Source organism: Microvirga sp. M2, assembly GCF_047497095.1.
Classification (GTDB): Bacteria; Pseudomonadota; Alphaproteobacteria; order Rhizobiales; family Beijerinckiaceae; genus Microvirga.
Genome location: NZ_CP134064.1, coordinates 1,306,052 through 1,326,779, shown reverse-complemented (window position 1 = coordinate 1,326,779; position 20,728 = coordinate 1,306,052). Strand labels below are relative to the sequence as shown.

The window sequence follows — 20,728 nt, the reverse complement described above, 5'->3', positions numbered from 1 at the left end:
TTCAAATCTCTCCCCCGGCCACAGCGATGGCCTGGCCCGTCACGGAGCGAGCGCCCTCTCCGCACAGCCACAAGACGGCATCGGCAATCTCCGCCGGATCGATCAGTCTTTGCTGAGGATTATGCTTGACCAGCTCGCTCAAAGCCTGTTCGCGGTCTCTGCCGGTCTTCGCCACGATGCGATCGAGGCTGTCGGCGACGAGATCCGTATCGGTGAAACCGGGACAGACGGCATTGACGGTCACGCCGGTCGTCGCCGTTTCCAGCGCGAGCGCCCGTATGAAGCCGATTACCGCGTGCTTCGCCGCACAATAGGCACTCACATAAGGGTATCCTTTCAGACCCGCCGTCGAAGCCACTGCGACGACGCGCCCGAACCGCCGCTCGGTCATGGAGCCGAGGACGGCATGCGTGACATTGGTCACGCCGAGCAGATTGACGTCCAGCATCTGTCTGAACACATCGGGAGTGGACTTCAGGAACGGAGCCGAAACCGCCGATCCGGCATTGGCGATCATGATATCGACGGGGCCATGCCCTGAGATCGCAGCCTGAACGGCGGCCCGAGAGGCATCCGGATCCGTGACGTCGGCGACGAAGGCAGCATGAGCATCGCCCTCCGCGACGGCACGATCCAGCGTCGCCTGATCCCGACCGAGAATGGTGACTTTGGCACCGTCCCCCGCAAGCGCCTTGGCAATGGCGCGACCGATGCCGCGCCCACCACCTGTGACAATCGCGTGCCGGCCCTGAAGAGCGTTCGTGTTCATCTCATTCCGCGGCGAGGGGCTTCCCGCCGGCCTCCATCTTCAATTCGGCTCGGGTCTTCGGCTTGGCCTTGATCTTCAGCTCGTCCAGGTCCTGCCGGTCGCGAACGCTGTTGCGGAAGATCTGGTCCCTCCCGGCGAGGTATTGCGGCGGGCAGAACGTGTCCTTCGCGCCGTACCACGCGGCCGCCTTCATGGTGAAGAACGGGTCCGTCAGATGGGGACGTGCCAGCGCGACCAGATCGGCCCGTCCTGCCGCCAGGATGGTGTTGACCTGATCGCCCGTGGTGATGTTGCCGACGCACATGGTGGCGACCTGCGCCTCATTGCGCACCTGATCGGAGAAGGGCGTCTGGAACATGCGCCCATAGACCGGCCGCGCCTCCCGCACAGTTTGCCCCGCCGAGACATCGACGAGGTCGACGCCATGCTCGGCAAAGGCGCGCGCGATCTCCACGGCATCCGCTCCTGTAATGCCGCCCTCGGCCCAGTCGGTGGCGGAAATGCGGACCGACATGGGCTTGTGCGCCGGCCAGACCTCCCGCATGGCATCGAAGACCTCCAGGGGATAGCGCAGGCGGTTTTGCAGGGAGCCGCCATACTCATCCGTGCGTCGATTGGTGAGGGGAGAGATGAAGCTCGCCAGCAGGTAGCCGTGCGCGCAATGGAGCTCGAGCATGTCGAACCCTGCCCGGTCGCCCCTCTCCGTCGCATCCACGAACTGGCTCTTGATGGCGTCCATGTCGGCGCGGGCCAGCTCTCGCGGCACCTGACTGTCCGGGAAATAGGGAATCGGCGAGGCGGAGCAGATGTCCCAGGCCCCGCTCTCGAGGGGACGGTCGATTCCTTCCCACATGAGCTTCGTGGCGCCCTTGCGGCCCGCATGCCCGAGCTGCAGACAGAACTTGGCGGCGGAGTTGCCGTGGACGAAGTCGACGACGCGCTTCCAGGCAGCCTCCTGCTCGTCGTTCCACAGACCCGTGCAGCCGAGGGTGATGCGCGATTCCGGCGAGACGCATGTCATCTCGGTGAAGATCAGCCCCGCGCCTCCCGTCGCACGCGAGCCGTAGTGAACGAGGTGCCAGTCGCCGGGAACGCCATCTTCGGCCGAGTACATATCCATCGGAGAGACGACCACGCGATTTTCCAGGATCATGTCGCGGAGCCGGAACGGCTGGAACATTGGCACGCTCGGTTTCTCGACGGATACGTCGAAACCCTTCTTCCTCACCTGCTGGGCGAATGTGCGGTCCACGGCGGCCACGAAATCGGGCGCGCGCAGGCGCAGGTTGTCGTATGTGATCGCTTTGGCGCGGGTCATCACCCCGAAGGCGAACTGCACCGGTTCGAAATCCCAGAAGCGGGCGACATGCTCGAACCAGACGAGGGACACATCGGCCGCGTGCTGGGTCTTCTCGACCTCCTCGCGCCGACCGGTTTCGTAGAGCGACAAGGCCCTTTCGACATTCGAATCGCGGCGGAAGGCTTCGTAAAGAGCGATGGCGTCCTCCATGGCGAGCTTGGTGCCCGAGCCGATGGAGAAGTGGGCCGACCCCTTCGCATCGCCGATCAGGACCTTGTTCCCCAAGACCCAGCGCTTGTTGCGGATCATCGGGAAGTTGCGCCAAAGGGAACGATTGGTGAGAACCCTATGCCCGTTCAGGAACCAGCCGAAGATCTGCTCCATGAGGGCCGCGGATTCTTCCTCCGTTTTGTGCCCGAGCCCGGCACGGTCGAACGTGTCGGGATCCGTCTCGAAAACCCAGGTGGAGCGGTCAGCCTCGTACTGATAGGCATGGGCGATGAACGGTCCCCATTCGGTCTCCTGGAAGATGAAGGTGAAGGCGTCGAGCGGCCTGGTCGATCCCATCCAGGCGAACTTGTTGGGCCTCAGATCCACCTCGGGCTCGAAGTGATCGGCATACCGGTCCCGGAAGCGGCTGTTGATGCCATCGGCCACGACGACGAGGTCCGCATCGGCGAACAGGCTCTCGTCGTCGACATCCACCTGATAGCGCAGCCTGACACCGAGCTCCTCAGCGCGGTCCTGCAGGATCAGCAGCAGCGTGCGGCGCGAGCAGCCGCAAAATCCGTTCCCGCCGATGCGGTGCTCGGTTCCCTTGAAATGGATCGCGATATCATCCCAATAGGCAAACTCGCGCGTGATCCTCTGATAGCTCGGCAGATCGTATTTCTCGAAACCGTCGAGGGTCGCATCGGAAAAGACCACGCCGAAGCCGAAGGTATCGTCCGCGCGATTGCGCTCATAGACCGTGATATCCGCCCCCGGCTGGAGCTTCTTCATCAGAATGGCGAAATAGAGACCCGCAGGCCCCCCGCCGATGATCGCCGTTTTCATGCGAAGACGTCTCCAGGGCAAGATGGATTTATTTTAAGCATAAAATAATTGCGAGGCAACTCCGGATCGAGACAACCCCGATGGATGCTGCCGAATCGCGCGTTTGCGCCCCCCTTGCTCCCTCCGGGAGCCAGGGGGGATTCGTGTTCATGTCCAGACGCTTGCCTGATGCAATGTCACGATGGCCCGGACGGGAGATTATGCGAGGCGCCCCTTCCGCTCGACCTGATCCCCTCACGGGACGATGGCCTCGTGGGATTCCTGCGCGGCCAGCTGGCGAAGCTGGAACCGCTGGAGCTTCCCGGTCTGGGTGCGGGGGAGCGCATCGACATATTCGATGAGGCGCGGATATTTGTAAGGCGCGATCTCCGCCTTCACATGATCCTGCAGCGCCTTCGTCAGTTCGGCGCTGGCCCTGGCGTCGGAGCGCAGGACCACATAGGCCTTCACGACGGCTCCGCGCCCATCGTCGGGAGCCCCGACAACGCCGCATTCGGCGATCGCCGGATGCGTAAGGAGCGCCGCCTCCACCTCCGGCCCCGCGATGTTGTAGCCTGCCGAGATGATCATGTCGTCGGAGCGGGCCTGGTACCAGAAGAAGCCATCCTCATCCATGAGGTAGGTGTCGCCGGTGACGTTCCACCCATTCTGCACATATTTGCGCTGCCGCTCGTCGGCGAGATACCGGCACCCGGTCGGCCCCCGGACCGCGAGGCGGCCGATGCCGCCTGGAGGAAGCGGGCGCCCCTCATCGTCGATGATTCTCGCCTCGTACCCTGGAACGGGCCTTCCGGTTGCGCCCGGGCGGATCTCCTCCTCGGTCGCGGCGATGAAGATGTGGAGCATCTCCGTCGCGCCGATCCCGTCCATCAGCTTGAGGCCTGTTGCATCCTTCCAGCTGTCGAATGTGTCCTTGGGCAGCGGTTCTCCCGCGGACACGCATTTCCGCAGCGAAGAGAAATCGTTGTTTTCCAGCTTGGCCAGCATGGCGCGATAGGCGGTCGGCGCCGTGAAGCAGATCGTGGCCCCATATTGCGCGATAGCCGGAAGGAGATCGTCGGGCCCCGCCCTTTCCAGAAGAACGGTCGAGGCCCCGACCCTCATGGGAAACAGGACGAGCCCGCCGAGCCCGAAGGTGAAGGCCAGGGGCGGCGAGCCGATGAAGCGGTCGGTCGGCTCGGGGCGCAGCACGTTGCCGGAATAGGCATCGCAGATCGCCAGCATGTCGCGATGGACATGCATGGTGCCCTTCGGCTCGCCGGTCGTACCGGACGTGAAGGCGATGAGGCACACATCGTCCGCCGCCGTGTCGACCGCATCGAATTCGGGCGAAGCCTCGGCGATCAGCGCCTCGAGACCATCGGGCCGGCCCGAACCCCAATACGCCACATGCCGCAGTTCCGGCGCCATGGCCCTCGCCCGCTCCATCTCGTCCGAGAGGCGATGGTCGCACAGCGCGATGCCGATCCTGGCCTTGTTCAGCGGAAAGGCGATTTCCTTGGCGCGCAGCAACGGCATCGTGGCGACGACCACGCCGCCCGCCTTCAGCACGGCCAGATAGGCCGCAACCATCATCGGGTTGTTGGCGGAGCGAAGCAGGACACGATTGCCCGGCACGAGGCCGAACCGGTGCACGAGCACGTTGCAGATCCGATTCACGCGCTCCTGGAGTTCGCGGTAGGTGAGCGTCTCGGCGGGACTGATGAGACAGGGCTCGTCGCCCCTGCCCTCATCGACCCACCGGTCGAGGAAGGCCACGGCGCAGTTGAGCCGTTCCGGATATTGAAGCTCCGGACGGTTCAGCAGGAAAACCGGCCATTGATCCTGCGGCGGAAGGTTGTCGCGTGTGAAGGTATCGACATGTGCCGTGTGCGCCATCGTTGCATTTCCTCTGGTTCCGCCTGACAGACGACGAACCGCGAGGAGTGATGTGGCTAGGATCGACCTCTTTCGGGACAATGCGCAGCTTCACGATCACCAGAGCCTCGGCCGGGGTTCGCCGTTCAAGCCCCTCTCGCCACCTGCTTGTTGACCAAAGAATCCGGGTGGCTTTATTGCCGATTTATTTAAAGCCTAAAATATTCCTTGGCAATCCCGGAGATCGAATCTAACATTCCTTCATTGTCGAAAACGGAGTATTCGACAGGAGCGTTTTACGGCAGTATAGCGCCGACCTTCCGTCGAGGCGTCTGAACGTCCCGCCGGGAACAACGATGCAGCACGGCGAACGTGCGCAGGGAACAGCGACTCGGGAGACCATGATGAACGTGACGATCAAGACCCTTGGCCTGGCAGCGGCCGTGACACTCGCGGCGGCCCCGGCCATGGCGCAGGAGAAGCTGAAGATCGGCCTGCTCCTGACCCTCTCCGGCCCTTCGGCCGTTCTCGGGCAGCATGCGCGGGACGGTTTTCAGCTCGCCTTGAAGGACCATGGCGGTAAGCTGGGTGGACGGGATGTCGAAGTGATCGTCGTCGACGACGAGCTGAAACCCGATGTGGCGGTCACGAAGGTCAAAGGTCTTCTGGAGCGCGACAAGGTCGACTTCGTCGTCGGTCCGATCTTCTCGAACGTGGCGGTCGCGACCCACAAACCAATCGTCGATTCCAAGACGTTCTACATCAGCGTGAACGCCGGCCCCTCGAATCTCGCCGGCAAGAGCTGCAGTCCTTACTTCTTCGCCACCTCCTACCAGAACGACCAGAACCACGAGGTTCTCGGCAAGGTGGCTCAGGACCGCGGCTACAAGAAAGTTTATCTGCTCGCTCCGAACTATCAGGCCGGCAAGGATGCCCTCGCGGGCTTCAAGCGCCATTACAAGGGCGAGATCGTCGAGGAATCCTATGTTCCTCTCAACACCCTGGATTTCCAGTCGGAGCTTGCGAAGATCGCTTCCATGCAGCCCGACGCGATCTTCACCTTCATGCCGGGCGGCATGGGCGTGAACCTCGTCAAGCAGTATCGCGCCGCAGGCCTTGCCGACCGCATTCCGTTCCTGTCAGCCTTCACGGTCGACGAGACCAACCTGCCCGCTCAGCAGGACGCCGCCATCGGCATGCTCAGCGGCTCGAACTGGGCTCCCAACATGGACACCCCGGAAAACAAGAAGTTCGTCGCGGCCTATGAGGCTGCCTACAGCACGGTGCCTGCCTCCTACGCCATGCACGCCTATGACGCCGCCCTTCTCATCGACAGTGCCGTCAGGGCGACGAACGGCAAGACCGATGACAAGGAGGCTCTGCGCGCGGCCCTCCAGAAAGCGGATTTCAAATCCCTGCGCGGCGACTTCAAGTTCGGAGTGAACGGCTTCCCGATCCAGGACTTCTATCTTGTGAAGGCCGCCAAGCGTCCGGACGGCAAGCTCGAGACGGAAGTGGTGGAAAAGGTGTTCGACGACTACACGGACGCCTATGCCAAGGAATGCGCCCCTACCAACTGACGTGTGAAGCGATGGGCCTGTCTGCTCCTGACACGATCTCGGGCGGGCAGGCTCTCGCCTTTCACTTCATGAGCGTTCCTCTCTTGCGTGAGTGCCCGGACGGGCGCTCACCCGATCCGGGCCTGCTGCCGATGATGTGCCGATGACTGCGACATTCTTTGCGATTCAGGCTCTGAACGGCCTTCAGTTTGGCCTCATTCTCTTTCTCATCGCCGCCGGACTGACCCTCGTCTTCGGGGTGATGGACTTCATCAACCTGGCGCATGGCGTGCAGTACATGGTCGGGGCCTATCTGGTCGCCGCCTTCAGCGCCTGGACGGGGAGCTTCGGCTGGGGCCTTCTTCTGGCGCTCCCGACCGCCCTCGCCTTCGGCCTTCTGCTCGAAGTGCTTGTCTTCCGCCATCTCTACGACCGGAGCCATCTTGACCAGGTTCTCGCGACCTTCGGGGTGATCCTGTTCCTGAACCAGGCCGTGAAGTTCGTCTGGGGAGCGGCTCCGTTGAGCGTGCCCGTGCCGGAGATCCTGTCGGGCTCGGTGGAGATCATGGACGGTCTTCTCTATCCGGTCTATCGCATCGCCATCATCGCGGCGGGCCTTCTCGTGGCGGCGCTCCTCTATGTCCTCGTCAGCCACACCCGCGTCGGGATGCTGGTGCGCGCAGGCGCCACGAATGCCGCGATGGTGTCGGCTCTCGGCGTCAATATCCGGCGGCTTTTCATGATCGTTTTCGGCTTCGGGGCCATGCTCGCCGGCTTTGCCGGAGCCATGGTGGCGCCGATCCTCTCCGTGCAGCCCGGCATGGGCGACAACATCCTCATCCTGGCCTTCGTGGTGATCGTGATCGGCGGCATCGGATCGATCCGCGGGGCCTTCCTGGCAGCGCTCCTGATCGGTCTCGTCGACACGCTCGGGCGCTCGTTCGCGCCCAACCTCCTGCGCCTCGTCCTCGACCCGTCCGCCGCGAGCCAGACTGGGCGGGCGATCGCCCCGATGCTGATCTACATTTTCATGGCCGCCGTGCTGTTCTTCCGCCCCTCCGGTCTGTTCCCGGCGAAGCGATAAAGGCGGAGCAATGACAGAACTGACTCACATCCGGTCCGCCTCCGTGCCGTCCGCGGCTGCGCGGCTCGACCTTCTGCCCGTCATCGTCTTCGCCGCGTTCGCGGCGGCGCCTTTCCTGGCTCCGGCATCCGGAGCGGAAGGCTATGTGCTGTCGCTCCTCACCCGCGTGATGATCTTCGGCATTGCGGCCATGTCCCTCGATCTCATCCTCGGCTACGGCGCGCTCGTGAGCTTCGGTCACGCGGCCTTCTTCGGCATCGGGGCCTATTCGGTGGGCATCCTGGCGAGCCACGGCATCGAGGATGCGCTCATTCAGGTTCCCGTCGCCCTCGCGGCGTCGGCCTTCTTCGCAGCGGTGACGGGCGCGATTTCCCTGCGGACGAAGGGGGTGTACTTCATCATGATCACCCTCGCCTTCGCGCAGATGCTCTACTTCCTCGCCTCGTCGCTGGCCGCCTATGGCGGCGACGACGGCCTGACGCTTCCATCGCGCAGCCTCGTGGCCGGCTCGAGCCTCCTGAAGAACGACTATGCGCTCTATGGCGCGACCCTCGCCTGCCTTCTCGGCGTCTATATCCTGTTGAGGTCGGTCGTGAACTCCCGCTTCGGACGCGTCCTGCGCGGAACGAAAGAAAACGTCACCCGCATGGAAGCCATCGGGTTCCAGCCGTTCTCCTTTCAGCTCACGGCCTATGTGATCAGCGGCATGATCGCGGGCCTTGCCGGATGCCTCCTGGCCAATCAGGCGGAATTCGTCAGCCCGGCCTTCATGACATGGCAGCGCTCGGGCGAACTGATCTTCATGGTCGTGCTCGGCGGGCTCGGCTCGCTCCATGGTGCGATCATCGGCGCGGCAGCCTATCTCCTCATGGAGGAATTCCTGCCTGAGATCCTTCACGCGGCCGGCTTCTTCCTGAACGACGACTTCCGCTGGCGTCTGACGGAGAACTGGCAGATGGTCTTCGGTCCCATCCTGATCCTGATCGTGCTGTTCGCCCGCGGCGGCATCACGGGTCTCCTGCGGCGGGGCCACCATGGCTGAACCTCTCCTGCAACTGCGCGGCCTCCGCAAGACCTATGGCGCCTTCGTCGTCACCGACGATGTGAACCTTTCCGTTCGCCCCGGCGAGCTGCACGCCATCATCGGCCCCAACGGCGCGGGCAAGACGACGCTCATTCATCAGATCTCGGGCATGCTGAGCCCCGATTCGGGACAGGTCCTGTTCGATGGCGAGGACGTCACTCATCTGCCCATGCACCAGCGGGTCCGGCGGGGGCTTGCCCGCTCGTTCCAGATCACGTCGATTTTGCCCGCGTTCTCGGCTCTCGAAAACGTGGCGCTCGCCGTTCAGGCCCGCTCGGGATCGAGCTTCCGCTTCTTCGGCGATGCGGCCCGGGAGAGAGCGCTGAACGAGGCCGCCATGGACTATCTGAGCATGGTCGGGATCGGCCCCCGCGCCCGGATCGCCGCGGGTCTCCTGTCGCACGGGGAAAAGCGGCAGCTCGAACTTGCCATCGGACTTGCGACGCAGCCGAAGCTGCTCCTCCTCGACGAGCCGCTGGCGGGTACAGGTCACGAGGAATCGCTGCGCGTGGTCGAAACCCTGCAGCGCCTCAAGAGCCGCATCACCATCATGCTGATCGAACACGACATGGGCGCGGTCTTCTCCCTCGCGGACCGCGTCAGCGTCCTCGTCTACGGGCGCGTGATCGCCACCGACACGCCGGGGCGCATCAGGGCGAACGAGGAGGTCCGTGCCGCCTATCTGGGCGAGGGGGAGGTCGTCTAGTGCTGTCCGTCCGACATCTGCAGGCATCCTACGGTGCGGCTCAGGTCCTGTTCGACGTCTCCCTCGATGTGGGCGCCGGCGAAGTGGTGACGCTGCTCGGGCGCAACGGCATGGGCAAGACCACGACCATCAAATCCATCATGGGCCTGTTGCGCCCACGGGGCGGCGATATCCGGTTCGACGGAGCGGTCGTGACGGGCCTCGCACCCTACAGGGTCGCGCAGACCGGCATCGGCCTCGTTCCGGAGGGGCGGCAGATCTTCCCGACCCTGACGGTCGAGGAGAATCTCGTTGCAACCGCCGCCTCGCGGGCGGGGGCGCGGCGCTGGAACCTGAACGAGGTCTATGCGCTTTTTCCGCGGTTGAAGGAGCGCCGGAGCAATCTCGGGACGCAATTGTCCGGCGGCGAGCAGCAGATGCTGGCCGTGGGCCGGGCGCTCATGACCAACCCGAAGCTCCTCATTCTCGACGAGGCGACCGAAGGGCTCGCTCCCCTGATCCGCGCGGAGATCTGGTCGTGCCTCAAGCGTCTGCGGGACGAGCGCCAGTCGATCCTGGTGATCGACAAGAACGTGGACGTGCTGGCAAGCTTCGCCGACCGGCACGTCATCATCGAGAAGGGCCGCTCGGTCTGGACGGGCACAAGTGCCGAACTCGTGGCCGATGCCGGGATCAAGGAACGGTATCTCCACGTCTGAGACGGCAATGTGCGTCGGCATGGACATCGACCGGCGCGAAGACGGCTCCGGCACTGAAGGGTGGATCAATGCTCTATCGTGGAATGGACCAGGCCGCGCTGGATGCGGCCTACGACAATCCCCGCGCGGTCGGACTGTCGACCCTGCAGGCCATGATGGCCGACTGGATCGCCCGTGGCCAGACTATCGCGTCATCCGGCCGCCTCACGGAGATCCGCTATGGCGAAGGAGAGCGGAACCGCATCGATGTTTTCGAGGCGCCCCGCGATGCAGGCTTCCAGGGCCGGGCGACGCTCGCCTTCATCCATGGCGGCTACTGGAGAAGTCAGGACAAGGAGACCTATCGCTTTCTCGCGAAGGGGGCTCTCGCGCGCGGACTGAACTTCGCGAATATCGAATACACCCTCGCGCCGCAAAAGACCCTCGGCGGAATCGTTCTTGAGATCAGGGATGCGATCGCCTGCCTGAACAGGCACCTCGTCCAGATCATTCCCGACCATGCGGCCCTTCACATTTCCGGCCACTCGGCCGGGGGCCATCTCGTGGCGATGAACCTCGACGAGAAGGGCGTCGGGAGCGGCACGTCCATCAGCGGAATCTTCGATCTGGAGCCGATCCGCCTGAGCTATCTCGACGAGGCGCTGAGGCTGACGCCCGAGGATGTGGTTCGCTACAGCCCGCAGCGTCACATCCCCGCCTCCTCCCCTCCTCTCATTATCGCCTACGGCGAGGAGGAGCTTCCGGAGCTCCGCCGGCAGTCGGAGGACTTCCACGCCGCCCGGAAAGCCAACACGCTCGTTTCCCCCTTGATGCCGCTTTCCGGGCACAATCATTTCAGCATCCTCGAGGAGCTGGCGAACCCGGACGGTCTGATCCTGAAGGAGATCGTCACCCACATGGCAGGGCGGTCTCCTGCCCGATAACGCCCGGGCCCGGACCTACGTCAGATCGAGCCTGCGCGTGACGCCGATCGCCTCCAGGAACCTCTCGTCGTGACTGACGATGAGCAGCGCACCGTCATAGCCCCGCAATCCGGCCTCGACCGCCTCGATGGAATCGATGTCGAGATGGTTCGTCGGCTCGTCGAGGATCAGGAGGGAGGGAGGCCGCGGCCCGCCCAGAACGCACGCCAGACCGGCACGAAGCATCTGCCCGCCGCTGAGGCCGGAAACGACCTGGAGCGCGGCGTCGGCCCGGAACATGAACCGGGCGAGAGCGGCCCGGCAGTCATTTTCGTGAGCGTCCGGATTGATGCGCCGGAAGTTGTCCCGGATCGACGCCGACGGGTCCAGAAGGCTCACCCGCTGGTCGAACGTCGCGAAGTCGGTCATGACCTGCACGGACCCGGTCCAGGGCCGCAGCCGTCCGGTGACGAGGGACAGAAGGGTCGTCTTGCCGGAGCCGTTGGGGCCCATGACGGCCACACGTTCGGGCCCGCTGACGGTCAGCGAGAGATCCTCGAGGATCGGCCGCTCCGGCTCATATCCCGCGCTCGCGCCGTCGATCCTCAGCACCGTCTTACCGGCCGGCAGATGGGTCGGCGGAAGCACGAACGAGAGGGGTTGCAGCACCTCGATGCGCTCGCGGGCGGAGGCCGCCGCCTCGAGGGCCCGCCCCCGACGCCGTTCGGCCAGGCGCGTGGCCTCTCCGGCCGTGTCCTCGCTCCGGTCCTTTCGAAGACCCATGAGGATCTTGGGCATATCGCCTTTCGCGCTCTTCTTCCGGCCCATTCCATCCTTGCGCGCCTTCCTCTCCGCCGTCTCCTGCGTTTTCCGATCGATCTCCGAGACGCGCTTCTCGGCATCCGCCAGATCCCGCCTGGCAGCCGCGAGTTCGAAGGCCTTGCGCTCACGGTAGCGGCTCCAGTTGCCGCCATAGCGTGTGGCGCCCAGCGAGGTCAGTTCGACGATGGCGTCCATGGCCTCGAGCAGCTCCCGGTCATGGCTCACGACGACCGCCCCGCCCCGCCAGGCGGCGAGGAGGTCGATCACGGCCTGACGCCCCTCCCGGTCGAGATTGTTCGTCGGCTCGTCGAGAAGCAGGAAGTCCGGCTCCGCGAAGATGAGCGCGGCAAGACGGGCCCGCGTGTTCTGGCCGCCCGACAACGTGGCGAGACGCGTGTCCGGCTCCGTGGACAGGCCGACGCGGCCGAGAGCCGCCGCGACGCGGGCTTCCAGCATCCAGTCGGCGCTTGCGAGCTCATCAGCCGTGGCTTCGCCACTGTCGGCGCGCCGGAGAACGGCCAGCGCTTCGGCGATACCGAACAGGCCGGCGACGGTTTCATCCGGATCGGCCTGAACCGTCTGGCGCAGAACGCCTAGGCTGCCATCGACGGCGACCGTGCCCGAATGAGGCCGCATGTCACCGGCGATCAATTTGAGAAGCGTGGTCTTTCCGACGCCGTTGCGGCCGACAAGTCCCGTCCGCTCGGCGCCGAAATTCAGATCGACATGGGACAGGAGGGTTTGATGGTCAGGCGTGGACCAGGACAGATGGGAGAGTGAAATCGAGGCAGGCATGGCTACGGAAATCCCCGGTGGCAAGGCAAAGCGGCGTTGCGGTCGGGTTGAAATCCATTGCTGTGCACATCCTGTCAGAACTGATGCCGCTCCCTGTCGGGGCATCAAGGGCCAGATATAGAAGGGCCTTCTGCCCGCCGCAAGGGCCTTGACCCGGCTACCGGGCATTCCGCCTGTCCTGTCTGTCCTGTCTGTCCGGCCAATCCCCGATCGGCCGGTTTCAGCCAGCCAAGGACGAAACGAAACCAACATTCCCTTCGAGCGTTCCCCAACCGCAGCAGTTCGAGTGCGTGAGGCTGGGCGTATGCGGCGATTCCTGCGTGACAACGGGCTATCGATAGCCTTGTTCAGTTTGTTTCTGATCTCGCTTGCCGGTCAGGCGCTGACCGGATGGAGGGCCCATATCGAGGACCTGCGTCTTCACGAACGGCCCGCCATCGACTTCCTGACCTATCTCGGAAGCGGCCACTTCATCTCGGCCGTGTTCGAGAACTGGGAGAGCGAGTTCCTCCAGATGGCGGCTTACGTGCTGCTCACGATCTTTCTGTTCCAGAAAGGCGCCTCGGAATCCAAGAAACCGGATGAGGCGAACGCGGAGGACGAGCCGCCCTCCGCCCATCGCAACGATCCGGATGCGCCTTGGCCCGTTCATCGCGGCGGCCTGCTGCTGAAGCTTTATTCGCATTCATTGAGCCTCGCCCTGGTCGGACTGTTCCTCGTCTCCTTCTGGCTGCATCTGGCAGGCAGCACGCGCCGGATGAACCAGGAGGCGCTCGAGCATCACCGCCCCCCGCAGACGATGACCGGGACTCTCGGGAACCCGGAATTCTGGTATGAGAGCTTCCAGAACTGGCAGAGTGAGTTCCTGTCCATCGGCGTGCTGCTGCTGCTCGGCATCGCGCTGCGCGAGAAGGGATCTCCCGAATCGAAACCCGTGGCGGCGCCGCATACGATGACGGGGCACTAGCGTATCGTGCGAAAATGTGGCCCTGGATTTTCGCAAGGACGATGCGCTGTTCTAGCGTGGGGGCATCGGATTCAATTCACGCCATCCGGCTCAAGGCATACCGGCCTGCCGTGCATGCTCTCGACGGTCTGAGAAAAAGGCGGAGGACGGTTCGATCTCAGCGGACCGGAGGCGGCCACGGACGTGCCGCCCTATAAGGGATCGTCGCTGCGTATGGCCGTCGCCGCCCGATCGCGCCTCGCGGGAGAAACTTTTCGATCCGAATGCCGTACACGGCTGAAGCAGCAGGAGAATGCCTCATTGTCCCGTTCCGTACCACGTCAGGCCCGCGTGCCGAAAACATAGACGCAGGGGTAGAGAACCGAGTCGAGCTGGGTCACCTTCATCCAAGTCGCGAGCTTCCCATAGAGCTTGGAGTAATACTCGCTAGAAACGGCAATCGGATTGCGCCCGAACGCCGCCGAGCACATGTCGAACAGTTCCTTTTGGGTGAAGCCCGCATGGGCACCGGCCTCGTTGCTCCACTTCCCCTTCAGGCGTTGCCTATAATCGGTGAGGTTCCACTGAAACTTCTCTTTGAACGAGGCGGCCGATCCGACATAGCCGACCAATCGACTTTTGTTGGGTGTTCCGATCAGATAGCTTCCGCCGGGTTTGAGAACGCGCGCCATTTCGGCGAGGGCCTTTTCCGGATGAGGAATGTGCTCGAGTGCGTGAAACGAGAAGATGAAATCAAACGACCCAGCGGGAAAGTGAAGCTCCCTGGCGTCCATGATCATCAACTCCGCAGGCTTCGACCCGGCATAGTCGAAGTCGAAGTCTCCTCCGATATCTATTCCAACGGTATTGGCCTCGAGACCTCGCGCGATGAGACCGGCCTCGCGGCCGGAACCGCAGCCGACGACAAGGGCCCTGCCCACGGGCGCATTCGTACACGCTTTGATGACTTCGATCAGGGCCAAACTCTTGTTGGCCTCCGTCGTCCGATAGGCCGGATCTATGTCTCTTTCCTGCATACCGACTATCTCCTCTCGAAGAGAACTACAGAACTCGCTTGATCTTTCCTATTGCAAATCTGGGTTAGGACTTGGCCGGCTTCATTGATAGGGCACGTCGCTCGAGCCGTCGAAGCGTAATGCCGGAAAATGAAGATCGCTTCCGTGACGCGATGATACCGACCGGCGGCCATTGCGCGAGAGAACCCAAGGACCCATCGCCCGCATGGAGTGTCCGGAATTCGAGATCGAGCGGCCGGATAAGTTAATGCCGAGCCAGGACATCCTGCACCTGTGCGTAAAGCTCTTCTCCTTCGAGAAGAACCCCTTCGCTCCCGATCGTCGCGCGGCCTCCAGATCGGCCGCTTTATCTCCGGTGAGAACGCAGTGGGCCGGGTTCGGCTGCCACGCGCCCAGCAGGCTTGTGATCACTCCAGGTGCCGGCCTGCGGCGGTCGCATTGGACTCGAAAGGTTTCGATTGCCCCAACCGGATGGTGCGGACAGTGAGGCGAACCCCTATGAACCTCCTCCGCCCTGTGTCCGGCTGAACGCACAGCCTCTTCGATGTTGAATCGACCGCGCTCCCGCATCACCCATCCCGGAGAGGGGCAATCGCCACCGATGAGCAGGGGCTCCGGCTTTACGGCCGTCAGCTCGCCGGGACGGGCTCCAAGTCCCCCCACCAGGATGGCAACTTGTTTTACGGGAGAGGGCATTCACGCTCCTAGGTGGCCTGCTACGAAAATCGATCTTGCTCGACCAAGGCGCAAATGATGTGGGCGGCAACGGTGTACATCTGCCGTATGATGGGTGTAGCGCGCGCCGATGCGGCGAGAAAGTAACCGCACATGCCGTGGATGAGAGAAATCGCCCATGCGCTGCGACGCGATCCTCCGCCTCACTCCAGCATGGAGTTGCAACCTCGCGTCCGGCAGGCTCTTGCCATTGGCTGCGAAGGACTCCTCAATTCCGAGGTGCCGCGCCTGGAAATGAATGCGACCGTGCAAGGCCGGCTCGATCGCCGCGAATGCGTACCGGTCGATCGATACATTCAAGACGGCCCCTCCATACTGGTCGCAGAAGCGACTGAGATCCGTCCGTCCTCTGGCGTGTCCCAGACGAAGCCGAGCTCTCGACCGTACTAGAATGACGCTATCCAGCGAGAGCATCCGAACTACCTTTGATCTCTAAACAGAAGAGTGCATGGATCAGTACAGAGGCATCGGGAAGGAGCGTTATGACAGTCTATCGGTTCTATTTCGTCTGCCTGGTCCGTGAGGCAGACGAATTATGACCGGTCCGAGGCTCAAATGGTAGAAGGTCCCGGCGCATCAGAGGGATTACTCCCTATTCTCGATTCCGGGTCAACCATCGGAGGACCCATCGGGGTTACGACCCACTGCCCATGCTGTTTGCCAAGAACACGCTCTGCGTGAGCGTTTTGATGACTGCGTGCTCGTCGGGGAAACCACGGTCTGCCGTCTGTACTTCAGAAGCAATTCCCGAACGCGGCTAGCCCCTTTGTATCCTTTCTTCCAAAGGGGCGCGCATATAGACTTGTACAATCTTCGCAGCCAGTACCCATTGATGAGGAGCATTCATGAGGGTAGTCGTTTCCCCGGCGAACCAGCTCCCAGACAAACTAGCAATCCGCTGGGCGGAGATTCAAGAGAATAATCCCGGCCTTGCCAGCCCATTTTTCCGACCTGAATTCACACAGGCCGTTGCAAGGGTTCGGGAAGATGTCCTCGTTGCGTGCATCGATGACGGCGCTGCGTTCTTCCCTTTTCAACGGAGCTCGTTCGGACTGGGGCGACCGGTAGGAGGCGCCATGTCGGACTATCACGGTCTGATCGCGCCACCAGCCTACAGTTGCGACATGGTCGAGGTCCTTCGAGCGTGCCGGCTGCAGCGCTGGATCTTCGACCACGTCCCCGCGGATCAGGCGGTTTTCGCACCCTGGAAGACCGTCAGCACCTCGTCGCCCATTCTGGACGTTTCAGAGGCGGACCACGCCGGCTCTACCAATCTGCATTCGAACCACAGACGAAAGTGGCGCCGTCTTGAGGAGGCGCACGGCCAAATCCAGGTAGACCTCGACGTACAGGATCCCGCGCTTCTCGCGACCTGCATCGAGTGGAAATCGGAACAATATCGCCGCACCGGTAATGTCGACCTTTTTTCACGCCCATGGACGCGAGCCCTTGCAGACATCATATCCACTTACCATGAGCCGCATTTTGCCGGAATGCTATCGGTGCTGCGCGTCGACGGCCGGCCGATTGCGGTGCATTTCGGGATGCGCTCGCTCAAGTTCTGGCACTACTGGTTCCCTGCATACGATCCGGAGTTCCAGCGCTTCTCGCCCGGGATACTCCTGCTCCTGAAAATGATTAAAGACGCACCGGCGCTTGGAATTGAAGCGATCGACTTCGGCAAAGGAGAGAATCATTACAAGCTACGACTGTTCAACCGCCGGGTTCCGCTTCTGGAAGGTTGCGTTACCATCAACCACCCTCTCTGGATGGTCACGCAGACGCAGACGAAATTGAAGCAGCTTGCGAAGAATTCGCCAGCCTCTGATTACATCATCCCGCCGATGAGAAGACTCATGCAGTGGGCTAGATTTAGGTAGATCCATTTCGCCGATGGCGTGACGCGAAAGCCTTCACGGCACATGCGGATGGCGAATGTCGTAGAGCCAAGTTGTCGGCTTTATCCCTTACCCGGTACTCGCGCCTGAAGCCTTTCGATGTCCATTCATCAAGAGAAAGGCCCTCGGCGACGGAAAGTTGGTCGGTTCATAGATCGATGATCAGAAACAGGAAACTTCGAATAGGCCTTCTATCGAGAAGCACGGCTTTATCGGTCTATCATGCCGACTTTCTGAAGTGGTGCCTTTCCCACCCGAATATAGATCTGTCTCACCTGATCATCATGCGGGAGCGCATTGCCGATGTGAAGGGCTCGAATGGTCATGATCACTATCCGCCTTCCGCTCATTCCAAACGGAGCACTGCCCGATCTCCGTCCCTGACACTCGTGCGCGTACTGGGCTTGATCGAAGAAGCGGTCCTGCGGGCGTCGACTCATCACAGGAAATACGTCAGCGAGTTCGACATATCCGAACTCATTCCATTTACGATCTGCACGACCACATCGCTCTCATCACCGGACCTTACGCATCGTTTCAGGTCGGACGATGTCACAAAGATCAGGGAGCTGGACCTTGACCTTCTGATCATGCCGGTCGGGGTCAATCTCAGCGGCGATATCCTCAAGGCGGCCCGGCTTGGCATCATCGCCGTTCAGTACTCTGACAATAGGGGTGGTCGAGACTCTCCTCCCGGATTCTGGGATGTCTACCACAGGAACGAGACGAGCAGTTTTTCTTTCATCCTATTCACGAAGGAAGCCAATAGCGGAGTTCCCTTGCGCCATGGCCGCTGTTCGACCAAGTTCTTCTGGAAATACAACGAGGCCAATATCTTTCAGCGCTCGATGTATCACCTCAAGCGCCTCGTCGAGGAGATCGCGGAAAAGGACAGCCTGCCGGCTGCGCTACCCCAGCTGCCGTACCCGGGCCCCTCGGCCCAGTACCCGACGCTCCCTCAGTTTCTTCGGTACGGTGGGAACATTGCCCGCCATATTGTGAGAAAGGTCGCAACGAAGCTCATGCGACGCCTGGGGTGGGACTTTCGCTGGAGGGTCGCTTACGTACCAACCAATTGGGCGGACGCCGTCCTATGGCGCGGTATCGACATCAAGAATCCCCCTTCCCGGTTCCTGGCAGACCCGTTCGTGATCACCAGAGAGGGAAAGCATTACTGCTTTGTCGAGGATTTCAGCTACAAAACGGGTAAAGCCGACATCGCCGTATATGAGCTTGCAGCGGACGGCGCCACGCGATTGGGAACGGTCATCACCGAACCTTTTCACCTCTCGTTCCCGTACCTGTTCACCTACAACGGCGAACTTTACATGTGCCCCGAATCTGCGAGCAACAAGGATATTCGAGTATACCGCTGCATTTCGTTCCCACTGCACTGGCGTTTGGAAAAGATCATTCTCACCGGTGTCCATGCTGCCGATACGATGCTGTTCGAGCAGGATGGCCGATGGTGGATGCTGACCAATGTCGACCCCTTTGGAACTTACGATCACGGGTCCGAACTTTCCATTTTCTACGCGGATTCGCCTCTCTCCACCGAATGGACGGCCCATGAGCAGAACCCGGTGCTCATTGACGCCTCCTGCGCAAGGAACGCCGGCCTCGTTCGGCAAGGCGAAAAACTGTACCGCGTCAGTCAATGCCAAGGCTTCGACTTCTACGGACGGCGAAGCCGCGTCAACGAGATCATCGAGCTTACGAGCACGACTTATGTCGAGGAATGCGCTTTGACGATTAAACCTGACTTCAAGCCGAAAGCCAAAGGTACCCATCACTTGCACAGCAACGGGTCGGTTACGGCATTCGACTATATCGCATACGACAATTTCAAGTTGTGACCTCCGGGTCTGTCGAATTTGTGTTCATGAGCCCGCGATCCCGTGCAACTCACCGATTCACGCTCCGAGACCAAGTCGACATGGACCCGCCGAATGTCAAAGAGGTCCATCATCTGAAAGAGGCACGCCGGAAGGTAGGGAATACGTGTATTGAGTGCGACAATGCTGGAGCGCATAGTTTCCCGGTTGTAACGGTGCGGGCGGACCTGTGCGGCGGACGAGTGCCATTCCATTTCGTCCCGGAGCTATGAACGTTTCGATGAGCGGTGCCGACGAATATCGCGCAAGGGTGCGAGGCCGCTCGGGGAGAAGGCCGGGTATTACCAAGAGGACGGACGTTGAGATCAGAGGCTCTTACTTCTCGCGAGCGGGGGGACATGCGAATACTTGTCTTTACTCCTTTAGGCCCTGGCGGCGAAGGCGGCGTCGACCGTATGATGGACGGATTGCACGAAGAATTGATGCGCCAGAATCCCGATGACGTAAGCGTGCATTTCATCACCACGCGAGGCCGTTCCTCGCTATTGTGGCCCCTGAGGTACGTTCTATGCATCGTGCAAGCCGTCATGCTCGGACTCACGCGCACATACGATGTATGGCATATCAACCTCGGATCCTTTGGAAGCACGATGCGAAAGCTCGTTCTGGTTCTTATCGCCCGAGCATGCGGCCAAGCCTATGTTGTCCACTTACATGGCGGGCATTTTCGCGAGTATTGGGAGTCTCGGCCTAAGTTCTACAAGGACCTTATCCATGGCATATTCCTGCACGCCGGTGCCGTCGTCGTGCTGGGAGCGATCTGGAGGGACCTGATCGTCAAGCATGTCCCCGAATGTGCAAATCGAATTGTGGTGCTTCCGAACGCAACCCGAGCTTCCCGGAGTCAACCAATCTCTCGCTCCCCCGACGGGCGGGTGAAAATTCTCTTCCTGGGACGGCTGGGACCGGAGAAGGGTACTCCCGAACTCCTCGAGGCCCTTTCCGACCTGACGGCCCTGTCCGAATGGGAGTGCGTTCTCGCAGGAGATGGAGCGGTGAAGGAGACGAAAGCATTCACCGACGAAAGGTTCCCGGGACGCGCCTCGGTGCCGGGCTGGGTCGATGCCGCGGAAGTCGAGCGGCTTCTCGGCACTTCCGATATCCTTGTTCTTCCATCGCATGTCGAGAATCTGCCGATGTCCGTCGTGGAGGCCTTTGCATACGGGCTCGCCGTGGTGGCGACGCCCGTTGGCTCGATTCCCGATATCCTCGAACATGAGGAGAACGGCCTGCTCGTGCCGGTGCGGGACCCCCGCGCTTTGGCTGCGGCACTTGAGCGCCTGATCGTCGACCGCAGTCTTCGTGAGCGGCTCGGTCGAAACGCGAAAGTGACTTATCAGCGCTCCCTGACGATCGAATCGTACGCCGACCGGCTTCTCGGGGTCTGGAAACATGCCGCTCCGACCTCCGGAGCCGCCGAAGCGTCCTAGCGCATCGGCCAGACAGGCGGCTTGGCGCGACTGGGATCTTGGCACGCCTGGGATCTTGGCACGCCTGGGATCGATGCCGCTCCCTTCATCCTGGCTCTCCCGTCGCGGCCGCACTTGGTTTGCGGCCATCCCCGTCCTCACGGTAAGCGGTGTTC

15 protein-coding genes and 1 pseudogene are annotated in these 20,728 nt (G+C 62.0%); 11 read left to right on the top strand and 5 right to left on the bottom strand.

Features of this window, described 5'->3' with window-relative positions; translation table 11 throughout:
- Nucleotide 1 precedes the first annotated feature (1 nt).
- From RE429_RS25775 to RE429_RS25765, 3 genes are all read right to left on the bottom strand, one after another.
- Entirely contained in the window at nucleotides 2–769 is a 768-nt protein-coding gene (locus tag RE429_RS25775) for an SDR family NAD(P)-dependent oxidoreductase (RefSeq protein ID WP_414474577.1), read from the bottom strand.
- Between the two features lies 1 nt (nucleotide 770).
- A complete protein-coding gene (locus RE429_RS25770) occupies nucleotides 771–3,125 on the bottom strand; it encodes a bifunctional salicylyl-CoA 5-hydroxylase/oxidoreductase (RefSeq protein ID WP_414474576.1) in 2,355 nt (784 codons plus the stop codon).
- 234 nt (nucleotides 3,126–3,359) lie between these two features.
- Nucleotides 3,360–5,003: a benzoate-CoA ligase family protein gene (locus RE429_RS25765; protein ID WP_414474575.1), complete on the bottom strand. Its 1,644-nt coding sequence runs from the start codon at nucleotides 5,001–5,003 to the stop codon at nucleotides 3,360–3,362.
- Between the two features lie 383 nt (nucleotides 5,004–5,386).
- Here RE429_RS25765 and RE429_RS25760 point away from each other — a divergent pair, with 383 nt between their 5' ends.
- The 6 genes from RE429_RS25760 (at nucleotide 5,387) to RE429_RS25735 (ending at nucleotide 11,036) form a co-directional block, all read left to right on the top strand.
- Nucleotides 5,387–6,562, top strand: coding sequence for an ABC transporter substrate-binding protein (locus RE429_RS25760; protein ID WP_414475929.1), 1,176 nt, complete (start codon nucleotides 5,387–5,389; stop codon nucleotides 6,560–6,562).
- A 142-nt stretch (nucleotides 6,563–6,704) separates the two neighbouring features.
- The gene (locus RE429_RS25755; RefSeq protein ID WP_414474574.1) at nucleotides 6,705–7,625 is read left to right on the top strand and encodes a branched-chain amino acid ABC transporter permease; all 921 of its coding nucleotides are present in this window, start codon (nucleotides 6,705–6,707) and stop codon (nucleotides 7,623–7,625) included.
- 10 nt (nucleotides 7,626–7,635) lie between these two features.
- On the top strand, nucleotides 7,636–8,667 hold the full coding sequence (locus RE429_RS25750; protein WP_414474573.1) for a branched-chain amino acid ABC transporter permease: 1,032 nt from the start codon (nucleotides 7,636–7,638) through the stop codon (nucleotides 8,665–8,667).
- Complete coding sequence (locus RE429_RS25745; RefSeq protein ID WP_414474572.1) at nucleotides 8,660–9,415, top strand: ABC transporter ATP-binding protein; 756 nt, start codon at nucleotides 8,660–8,662, stop codon at nucleotides 9,413–9,415. Before RE429_RS25750 ends, RE429_RS25745 begins: the two co-directional genes overlap by 8 nt.
- On the top strand, nucleotides 9,415–10,113 hold the full coding sequence (locus RE429_RS25740) for an ABC transporter ATP-binding protein (RefSeq protein ID WP_414474571.1): 699 nt from the start codon (nucleotides 9,415–9,417) through the stop codon (nucleotides 10,111–10,113). Before RE429_RS25745 ends, RE429_RS25740 begins: the two co-directional genes overlap by 1 nt.
- A gap of 68 nt (nucleotides 10,114–10,181) precedes the next feature.
- Nucleotides 10,182–11,036: an alpha/beta hydrolase gene (locus RE429_RS25735; RefSeq protein WP_414474570.1), complete on the top strand. Its 855-nt coding sequence runs from the start codon at nucleotides 10,182–10,184 to the stop codon at nucleotides 11,034–11,036.
- A gap of 15 nt (nucleotides 11,037–11,051) precedes the next feature.
- On the opposite strand, the gene RE429_RS25730 is transcribed toward RE429_RS25735, so the two are convergent.
- Complete coding sequence (locus tag RE429_RS25730) at nucleotides 11,052–12,632, bottom strand: ABC-F family ATP-binding cassette domain-containing protein (RefSeq protein ID WP_414474569.1); 1,581 nt, start codon at nucleotides 12,630–12,632, stop codon at nucleotides 11,052–11,054.
- A gap of 304 nt (nucleotides 12,633–12,936) precedes the next feature.
- On the opposite strand from RE429_RS25730, the gene RE429_RS25725 reads away from it, so the two are divergent.
- A complete protein-coding gene (locus tag RE429_RS25725; protein ID WP_414474568.1) occupies nucleotides 12,937–13,599 on the top strand; it encodes a DUF6766 family protein in 663 nt (220 codons plus the stop codon).
- A 320-nt stretch (nucleotides 13,600–13,919) separates the two neighbouring features.
- On the opposite strand, the gene RE429_RS25720 is transcribed toward RE429_RS25725, so the two are convergent.
- Nucleotides 13,920–14,615, bottom strand: a complete 696-nt coding sequence (locus RE429_RS25720) for a class I SAM-dependent methyltransferase (protein WP_414474567.1) — start codon at nucleotides 14,613–14,615, stop codon at nucleotides 13,920–13,922.
- A 1,811-nt stretch (nucleotides 14,616–16,426) separates the two neighbouring features.
- On the opposite strand from RE429_RS25720, the gene RE429_RS25715 reads away from it, so the two are divergent.
- The 4 genes and pseudogenes from RE429_RS25715 to RE429_RS25700 all read left to right on the top strand — a co-directional run bounded on the left by RE429_RS25715 (nucleotide 16,427) and on the right by RE429_RS25700 (nucleotide 20,573).
- Nucleotides 16,427–17,230 (top strand): GNAT family N-acetyltransferase, encoded by an 804-nt coding sequence (locus RE429_RS25715; RefSeq protein ID WP_414474566.1) that lies wholly within the window; start codon nucleotides 16,427–16,429, stop codon nucleotides 17,228–17,230.
- 302 nt (nucleotides 17,231–17,532) lie between these two features.
- The gene (locus RE429_RS25710; protein WP_414474565.1) at nucleotides 17,533–19,104 is read left to right on the top strand and encodes a hypothetical protein; all 1,572 of its coding nucleotides are present in this window, start codon (nucleotides 17,533–17,535) and stop codon (nucleotides 19,102–19,104) included.
- Between the two features lie 377 nt (nucleotides 19,105–19,481).
- Nucleotides 19,482–19,907: pseudogene (locus RE429_RS25705) on the top strand (hypothetical protein); the annotation flags it as partial.
- A gap of 111 nt (nucleotides 19,908–20,018) precedes the next feature.
- The gene (locus tag RE429_RS25700; protein ID WP_414475928.1) at nucleotides 20,019–20,573 is read left to right on the top strand and encodes a glycosyltransferase family 4 protein; all 555 of its coding nucleotides are present in this window, start codon (nucleotides 20,019–20,021) and stop codon (nucleotides 20,571–20,573) included.
- Nucleotides 20,574–20,728: the final 155 nt, after the last annotated feature.

Bases quoted from the DNA above. Each gene is read 5' to 3' on its own strand.
- RE429_RS25765 (WP_414474575.1), bottom strand. From the start codon at position 5,003: ATGGCGCACACGGCACATGTCGATACCTTCACACGCGACAACCTTCCG.
- RE429_RS25770 (WP_414474576.1), bottom strand. From the start codon at position 3,125: ATGAAAACGGCGATCATCGGCGGGGGGCCTGCGGGTCTCTATTTCGCC.
- RE429_RS25720 (WP_414474567.1), bottom strand. From the start codon at position 14,615: ATGCAGGAAAGAGACATAGATCCGGCCTATCGGACGACGGAGGCCAAC.
- RE429_RS25750 (WP_414474573.1), top strand. From the start codon at position 7,636: ATGACAGAACTGACTCACATCCGGTCCGCCTCCGTGCCGTCCGCGGCT.
- RE429_RS25775 (WP_414474577.1), bottom strand. From the start codon at position 769: ATGAACACGAACGCTCTTCAGGGCCGGCACGCGATTGTCACAGGTGGT.
- RE429_RS25735 (WP_414474570.1), top strand. From the start codon at position 10,182: ATGCTCTATCGTGGAATGGACCAGGCCGCGCTGGATGCGGCCTACGAC.
- RE429_RS25730 (WP_414474569.1), bottom strand. From the start codon at position 12,632: ATGCCTGCCTCGATTTCACTCTCCCATCTGTCCTGGTCCACGCCTGAC.
- RE429_RS25755 (WP_414474574.1), top strand. From the start codon at position 6,705: ATGACTGCGACATTCTTTGCGATTCAGGCTCTGAACGGCCTTCAGTTT.
- RE429_RS25715 (WP_414474566.1), top strand. From the start codon at position 16,427: ATGTCGGACTATCACGGTCTGATCGCGCCACCAGCCTACAGTTGCGAC.
- RE429_RS25710 (WP_414474565.1), top strand. From the start codon at position 17,533: ATGCGGGAGCGCATTGCCGATGTGAAGGGCTCGAATGGTCATGATCAC.
- RE429_RS25760 (WP_414475929.1), top strand. From the start codon at position 5,387: ATGAACGTGACGATCAAGACCCTTGGCCTGGCAGCGGCCGTGACACTC.
- RE429_RS25745 (WP_414474572.1), top strand. From the start codon at position 8,660: ATGGCTGAACCTCTCCTGCAACTGCGCGGCCTCCGCAAGACCTATGGC.
- RE429_RS25725 (WP_414474568.1), top strand. From the start codon at position 12,937: ATGCGGCGATTCCTGCGTGACAACGGGCTATCGATAGCCTTGTTCAGT.